This is a genomic window from Desulfobacterales bacterium (genome assembly GCA_028704555.1).
Lineage (GTDB): Bacteria > Desulfobacterota > Desulfobacteria > Desulfobacterales > JAQWFD01 > JAQWFD01.
On record JAQWFD010000071.1, the window covers coordinates 1 to 7,149 of the forward strand.

At 50.0% G+C, this 7,149-nt stretch carries 6 protein-coding genes; all 6 read right to left on the reverse strand.

From position 1 onward, the window contains the following. Nucleotides 1-629: 629 nt before the first annotated feature. Nucleotides 630-1,505, reverse strand: a complete 876-nt coding sequence (locus PHQ97_15640; protein ID MDD4394164.1) for an oxaloacetate decarboxylase — start codon at nucleotides 1,503-1,505, stop codon at nucleotides 630-632. Between the two features lie 113 nt (nucleotides 1,506-1,618). Then, the gene (locus PHQ97_15645) at nucleotides 1,619-2,302 is read right to left on the reverse strand and encodes a GntR family transcriptional regulator (protein MDD4394165.1); all 684 of its coding nucleotides are present in this window, start codon (nucleotides 2,300-2,302) and stop codon (nucleotides 1,619-1,621) included. Nucleotides 2,303-2,495: 193 nt separating this feature from the next. Further along, nucleotides 2,496-3,794 (reverse strand): TRAP transporter large permease, encoded by a 1,299-nt coding sequence (locus PHQ97_15650; protein ID MDD4394166.1) that lies wholly within the window; start codon nucleotides 3,792-3,794, stop codon nucleotides 2,496-2,498. After that, the gene (locus PHQ97_15655; GenBank protein ID MDD4394167.1) at nucleotides 3,784-4,299 is read right to left on the reverse strand and encodes a TRAP transporter small permease; all 516 of its coding nucleotides are present in this window, start codon (nucleotides 4,297-4,299) and stop codon (nucleotides 3,784-3,786) included. The genes PHQ97_15650 and PHQ97_15655 overlap by 11 nt, the downstream gene beginning before the upstream one ends. Before the next feature lie 284 nt (nucleotides 4,300-4,583). Next, a complete protein-coding gene (gene dctP / locus PHQ97_15660) occupies nucleotides 4,584-5,606 on the reverse strand; it encodes a TRAP transporter substrate-binding protein DctP (protein ID MDD4394168.1) in 1,023 nt (340 codons plus the stop codon). Between the two features lie 64 nt (nucleotides 5,607-5,670). Further along, nucleotides 5,671-6,534 (reverse strand): oxaloacetate decarboxylase, encoded by an 864-nt coding sequence (locus PHQ97_15665; GenBank protein ID MDD4394169.1) that lies wholly within the window; start codon nucleotides 6,532-6,534, stop codon nucleotides 5,671-5,673. Nucleotides 6,535-7,149: the final 615 nt, after the last annotated feature.

Consider the following 7,149-nt stretch of genomic DNA (forward strand, 5'->3'; position numbering starts at 1 on the left):
TGATCTCATGGCAGAACACCGCATCAAGGCGGATGACATGAATGTCGCCGGCGGGATTGTCCACGAAATGGGAATCAAAAATTTTTTCTGCAATCGTTTTCCCCATAGTACCTCCAACTTTTCTTTAAATCTTAATCTGAAACATTCACTCAACGAACACAAATAAAAGCTATTTAATCATACTAAATAGTTACATTCGTAACAAATACTATGTGTTATCATGCTGTGAGGCACTTCTTTTACTATGCATTATTCCACAAGTAGATCTGCAAAAATGTTATATAACCTGCCGGTTATAAACAAGTAACGATGGCGTGCCCATTGCCTGAATTCCGGAAGATGCCCATCGATGAACGCACTTGCCCCTCCACCAGACAGTTCGAGTCCGTTCGTCACCGAATATGCAGCCTTCAGGCACGCGGTCTGAGACATTTTGCTCTTTCAGAAACCGACAAGCCTACTGAACCGGTCGGACGCGCTTTTCACCCCGACGGCGATCTATCTGAGCGAGAACTGGGAAAATAGCCGTCGGCCACCCCAGGGCTTTCCGGATTGCCGGGATCACCGTCCACAGCCATGCAGAGGGGCGGCGATCTCAACAATCTCTCCTGCTCGGTGACGTTGGGGGCTTACAATGCCAAAAATCGTTTCTCCAAGGCCATGTAACCGGAACGGTCGACCAACTCAAACATTTCCTCAAAGGAAACCATTTTATCGGCATACCCATCAGGCGTTCCATGGATCTTCAGCTCTTGGAGGACCTTCTGAATAGCGTAGATAGAAGCCATCCAGACGGAGGTGGGATAAATCGCGAGATTAAAACCAATGGCTTCAAGTTCCGACGCGGGCAGGATCGGGGTCTTACCGCCGCCTTCCACCATATTGACCAGCAACAGAACACCTGGCAGGGCTTGGACAACTGCCTTTAATTGTTCGACTGAGCAAGGCGCCTCGACAAAAATCACGTCCGCCCCGGCTGCTGCGTAGGCTCGGGCTCTTTCGATAGCATCGTCGAATCCGTTTACGGCGATGGCATCCGTGCGAGCGATCAGAACCAGATCGTCGTTTGTTCTAGCGAAGCGAAAGGCCTCAATTTTTTTTACCATCTCCTCTTTTGTGATGAGCTGTTTGCCTTCCGTATGGCCGCAACGCTTGGGGGTCACCTGGTCTTCGATCTGAAGCGCCGCAACGCCGATTTTCTCGAATTCCCTGACGGTGCGTATTAAATTCAAGGCATTGCCGTAGCCGGTATCCGCATCGCAGATAACCGGAATACTGGTCACGTTGACGATATTCCTGACAGCCTCCAAGGCTTCGATCATGGTCGTGAGCCCCATATCCGGTAACCCCAGGCGGCTGCTGGCAACTCCGGCACCGGTGACGTAAATTGCCGGAAACCCAGCCTTTTCCACCAGACGGGCGGAAATTCCGTCATAGGCGCCCGGAGCAACGATAAGTTTGCCACTTTGTAACATCTTTCTGAGCTGAACACATTTATTGATCACGATAGTATCAACCTTTCATAAGTCTGTTTAAATAATCATTTAAATTAAAAAAGCCCTCGACGTCGTCCGGCTCGTTCGAAAACAACACCGGTCTTGTCGGCATGGAATTCGATTTATATAAGGGACTTGCCATCCCTCAGCAGTGAGTCGATATCGTACTGTTGGGCCGATGCGTTATGGTCCCTGACCGCTTTTTCCAGCTGGTCGGCATCTCTGTTTGCAAAAGCCTCGAATATACGGCGATGTTCGACGAGGCTATCGCAGGATCTGTCGTACCCCGAGCTGTCTTCCTTGAGCCGGCGATGAATCAGGGTTATTTTTTCCGTCACGCTACTCAAATATTTATAGAGAGTTTCGTTACCGCAGTAGCTGTTTAGCAGCATATGGAATTCAAGACCTTCGTCGGTGATATATTGCCTTCGTTGGCCTGGCAGTTGAGTGCTCTTGTGGCTGGATTCGAGAATCGAGTGCAACGCGGCGATTTTCTCATCATCGCTATGATCCAGGGCCATTCTGACGGCGGTTACTTCCAGAACCGTCCTGACCGCATACAGTTCTTTAAATTCCTTTAAAGAAAAATGTTTGACGACATGGCCGACCCTGAGAACTCTTTCGATATACCCTTCCTGACGCAATTGATTCAAGGCCTCCCTAATCGGAGTACGGCTTGTGCCCAATTCATCGCTCAGGCTGCGTTCGTCCAGTTTACCGCCGGCAACGTGCTTGCCCTCGATGAGTTGTTTTTTGATGATCTCGTAAGCTTTTTCGGTTGTTTGTGAATATTTGAATTTTGTCATTTGTTATCCATAGGTTATCGTTTGAACCGAAGGCGGACCCATCAGTTCGCCCTGGATTCGCTTCGTTTGCGTTGTCAGGATGAGACCAAAAAATCGATCACCGAATTTTAGCCCGTAGCCGCACGAATCTACCAGGCAGCGCCGGCGTCGATGCCGCCATGGCCGTACCGGGCAAGGAAATATTCCGATTCAGTTACATGGTATTGGGCAGCCACATTGCCAGCCTGGGGCACAACAAAAAAAGGGTTAGAGCGATGGCTTCTACAATAACATACGGCAGCGTACCCTTCAATATTTCTCCCAATTTGAGATCGTCGATTGCGCTTTTCATGGCATATAGGTTCAGACCGACGGGTGGCGTGATCGTCGCAATTTCCAGATTCAACACCAACAGGACTCCGTACCACAGAGGATCATAGCCCAGGGCGATGATAGTTGGTAAAATTACGGGGGTAGTCACGATGATCAGGGAAACGCCGTCGATAAACATTCCCAGCATAATCAAAAAAATCATGATGGTCACAATCACGAGCATCGGACTGACATTGAACCCGATGACCCAGCGACTGAGCGTTAACGGCAGCCGCACCAGATTCAGGTACTGCCCGAAGGCAAAAGCAGCGGCCATAATGATCAACAGCATGCTGGCGATGCGCATGGAACCGGTCAGAATCTCTATAAAAATGCGGACAGTCACTTTACGCCTCAGGATAACCACAAATAGAGCGCCGACTGCGCCGATGGCCCCCGCTTCGGTGGGGGTGGCGATGCCGCAATAAATCGTGCCAAGCACGGCGGTAAGCAGAAATATGACCGGCCACAGCTTGTAGAGCGGTGCCAGGGAGTCGCGAAAGGAAAAGGTGCCCTCAGGTAGTGGCGCCAGGGCGGGATTCTTGAGCACGCGCAATAAAACATAGCTGGCCATCATCAGCGACAAAATGACTCCCGGAACGATACCGGCGATGAACAGTTTCGCCACCGAAACACCGGATATAGCGCCATAGATGATGAACGAGATACTCGGTGGGATCAAGACGGCGAGAGCACCGGCAGCGGTTACGGATCCGGCCGCCAGCGGGCGGTTATATCCGCGTTTGAGCATTTCGGGAATCGCCACAACTCCGATGGCAGCCACTCCGGCAATACTGACCCCGCACATGGCTCCGAACACGGCACACGAAAGAATACTGGCAATTGCCAGCCCTCCGGGTATCCGCCGCAACCACTTTTCCAGAAGATCGTAAATTTCAGCACCGATGCCGCTTCGGTTGAGGACTTCTCCCATAAAGATATACAGCGGGAGGGCCACCAGCAAAAAGCTGTCCAACTGGCCCATCATCGATGCGGGTAACTGAAAAAGGCCCTGAACCCCTCTTACCATGAACATGCCCACAAGGCTCGAAAAGCCGAGAGACAGAAAAATTGGGGCGCCTAAAAGGGTCAGAATGCTTAGTGTGGCAAAAACAGCGATCATGCTAATTTCAGGACTCACTTTTCCGGGCTCCTTTAATTTGCGAAATATTGTCGAACAGCTGGCAGCTGAACGCTATCAGCAGTAAAATAGATCCGATCAGCATATACGAATAAGGCACCCACAGAGGGGTTCCCAGCATGGAAGGCTCACGCATGTTGAACTTCCAGCTATTGAGTATATTGATCCCCGTCTGCCATACGATGATGCCCGCGAAGGCAATTCCGCACAGATTGACAAGAATTTGCAATGCGTTGGAGACACGGGGCAACCGGGATTCAATTCTGTCGGAAACCAAATCGAATTTCACATGCCAGCCCTTGCGCAAAAGGGCGGCCGCCGGAAAGAAGCCGATCAGGATGACCGTAATCGAGGTCACCTCTTCAGCCCAATGAAACGGTGTGTTAAAAAGATAGCGAGCAATTACATTACAAAAAACGATCGCCACCACCAGGAGCGTGCCGACCGTCGCCAAGTAAAAGACTGCTCGCGACAGTAATTCGTTAACTCGATGCAACAGTTTCATAATGTCCACTTTTCAGAATTCTGAGGCAGCCCGAGAAACGCCAGCCATAAAGTTAGAGAGAATGGCTTCCAACGACGTCAAGCTGCGGTTTACCCAGGCGGATTCAACTCTCCAGGTGTGCAGTCTGATTTTGAACTTTGTTCGGCAATTCCGAAGCCGCCTTTGGGAAAGCGCACACAGTTTTGTTTTAAAATGGTGAGCGGCAACAGCCCCCCCCCTCGATGGCAGGCGGTGAGAAAGAAGGAGGCAACATACCTTTCTTCTCCCGCACCGCCTGCTGTGATCTAATTCAAGGTTACACCGTTCAGTTCCAAAAACTTTTGACCAAAATCCCTATCGACCGTCTTGAGCCAATCGCCATAAGTCTTGCGGGCGATTTCCCTGAATTTGTCCATCTGTGCCGCACTGGGGGAAGAAAATTTCATTTTCTTTTCCAGACGCGGTCGAATGCTCTGCTTGTAAATATCCATCGCTTCGTTCAGATAGCGGTAGTCGTATTCATAGACTGCCGTCTGGACGACACTCTGAACGCTTTTCGGCCAGCTCTCGAACGTGCTGTTCAGCACATAGATCTGATATCCCCAGGCGCTGAGCATCGGCTTCATATCGATTAAGTTTCCCAGCACTTCGTCCAGATTTCGGGCCACGATCGTACCCGGGTAGGTGACCAGACCGTCGATGGTTCCCCTGCTGAAGGCTTCATACAATTCGGAAGACGACAAGAATGTCGGCGAGCCCCCGCAGGCCTTTACAAAATCGGCATCCGGTTTGCCGGTGCCCCGGATTTTCATTCCCTTCAAGTCATCTGGGCCGGTAATCACCTTGTCTCGGGTGCAGATGACCAGTCCCTCCAAAATTCCCGAAGCCAGAATCCGCACGCCGTACTTGCGTCCCATTTCCTGGTTGACGAGATTGAGGATTTCCCCGCCGATCATCCACTTGTCCCTTGCTTCATATTCGTCATTATAAAGCAGCGGCAGGGAAAGGCCGCCGACCTCCGGCCAACTGCCGGTGGTGTGAGTACTCGTGTGAAAAATGATTTCACACGAGCCGTTTATCAAGGCCGGCACTATTTCTTTGACCTTGTAGAGGCTCTGAGAATGGTACAACTCTGCTTGAATCTCGCCCTTGCCCAATTCATTGATGCGGTCGACAAAACGCTGCACACCGTCGTACATGTCCTTGTAACCCGGTGTGATATGGGCCGGCACGGTAATTTTGATGACCTTGTCTGCAGCCGAAACCGGTCCGGATCCAAATAAACATAAAATACATGCAATCGCTACCACAACTCCCAGTTTTTTCATTTTGTTACCTCCCTCTTTCCAAAGCGTGATCATTTTCAATGAATGCAAAAACCTACAGTCACATCTACGATTGATATCTATTGATAAAGTTTTGAAACGATTCCAGCCGCAACAGCCGGTTAAATTCGCTGAACGTCATCATGCCGTCAAGGGATGCTTCGGTTGAACCGGTTTCGAAGAGCACTTTAAACACCCCGGCGATCGAATGTGCCGCCGACAGAAGGGCTGACAGAGGAAAGGCGACCACGTCGTAACCGATCTGCGCCAGTTCCCGGGCGTCCATTCGAGGAGTTTTTCCGCCTTCGACCATGTTGGACAGATTGGGTGCGTCGACTTCGGTGATGATTTTCCGCATCTCCGCAACCGATTGCGGCGCTTCCACGAAAATCAGATCGGCCCCGGCTTCACGGTACAGATTCGCACGCCGGATGGCGTCGTCGAGCCCGTTGACCGCACGCGCATCCGTCCGGGCCATAATGACCAGGTCCTCATCGATACGGGCATCAAGGGCGACCTTAATCTTGGCGACCATTTCCTCGGCAGGAATAACCTGTTTGCCCTCCATGTGGCCACAGCGCTTGGGAAAAACCTGATCTTCGATGAAAAGCCCGGCCACGCCGGCTCTTTCGAACTCCCTGACGGTTCGCCGAACATTGAGCAATTCACCATGGCCGGTATCTCCGTCTACGAATACCGGGATCTCAACGGCTTCGACAATATTGCGAACATGATCGACCATCTCGGTAAGGGTCACCAGAGAGAGGTCCGGTTTGCCCAGGCGAGTGGCGGCTGTCGGATAACCACCCAGAATAATCGACTTGAAGCCGGCTTTTTCAGCCAGAATTGCCGAAATAGAATCAAAGACGCCGGGCATAACAAGAATCCCTTCATCCAGGATCAAACTGCGAAGCAATGCCGTTTTTTTCATTTTACCATTCCTTTTCGTTCAAAATCCGGAAGGGCCTGATGGCGGATTGTTTAAAGACCTTTTAAGGTCCATATCAAAAACGCCCCGCTCGCTTATTTTTTTAATATAATTGAATTATAATTGAATTATTATAATTTGCCGCCCGCTGTCAAGTTATTTTTCTGAAAAAATTCCGTTTCACGAAGCAGTCGACCTTTTCCGCTCGTATTTTTTTCATCACTGCCGAAAAATATCTGAAGTAAATTTCACCTCACTATCGATACACTTACAAAGGGGTTTTCGTTCAGACACTAACTGAAAATTAAATTATAAGGCTTGCTTTGGTATGGAATATTTATTAATTTTGGCTCCTCGCTGTTTCGGGCGGGTAAATTTTGATATTACAAATACCAAAAGTGATAGTTGATTGGGCATTATGAGAGGCATAGACCTTTTGCAAACGGCCCTTGGTTTGACACCCCCCCGGCCGGTGTCTTCTTCAGAATTTACTATGATCACAATATTCAGTTGGATTAAGCTAACGAATGCGCGTCGGCAATTAGTTGGATGATTTGATCAGGGAGAGAATGATTTTTTATCAGCTTTCCAAAACCCGGCAATATTCGATCTGCATCG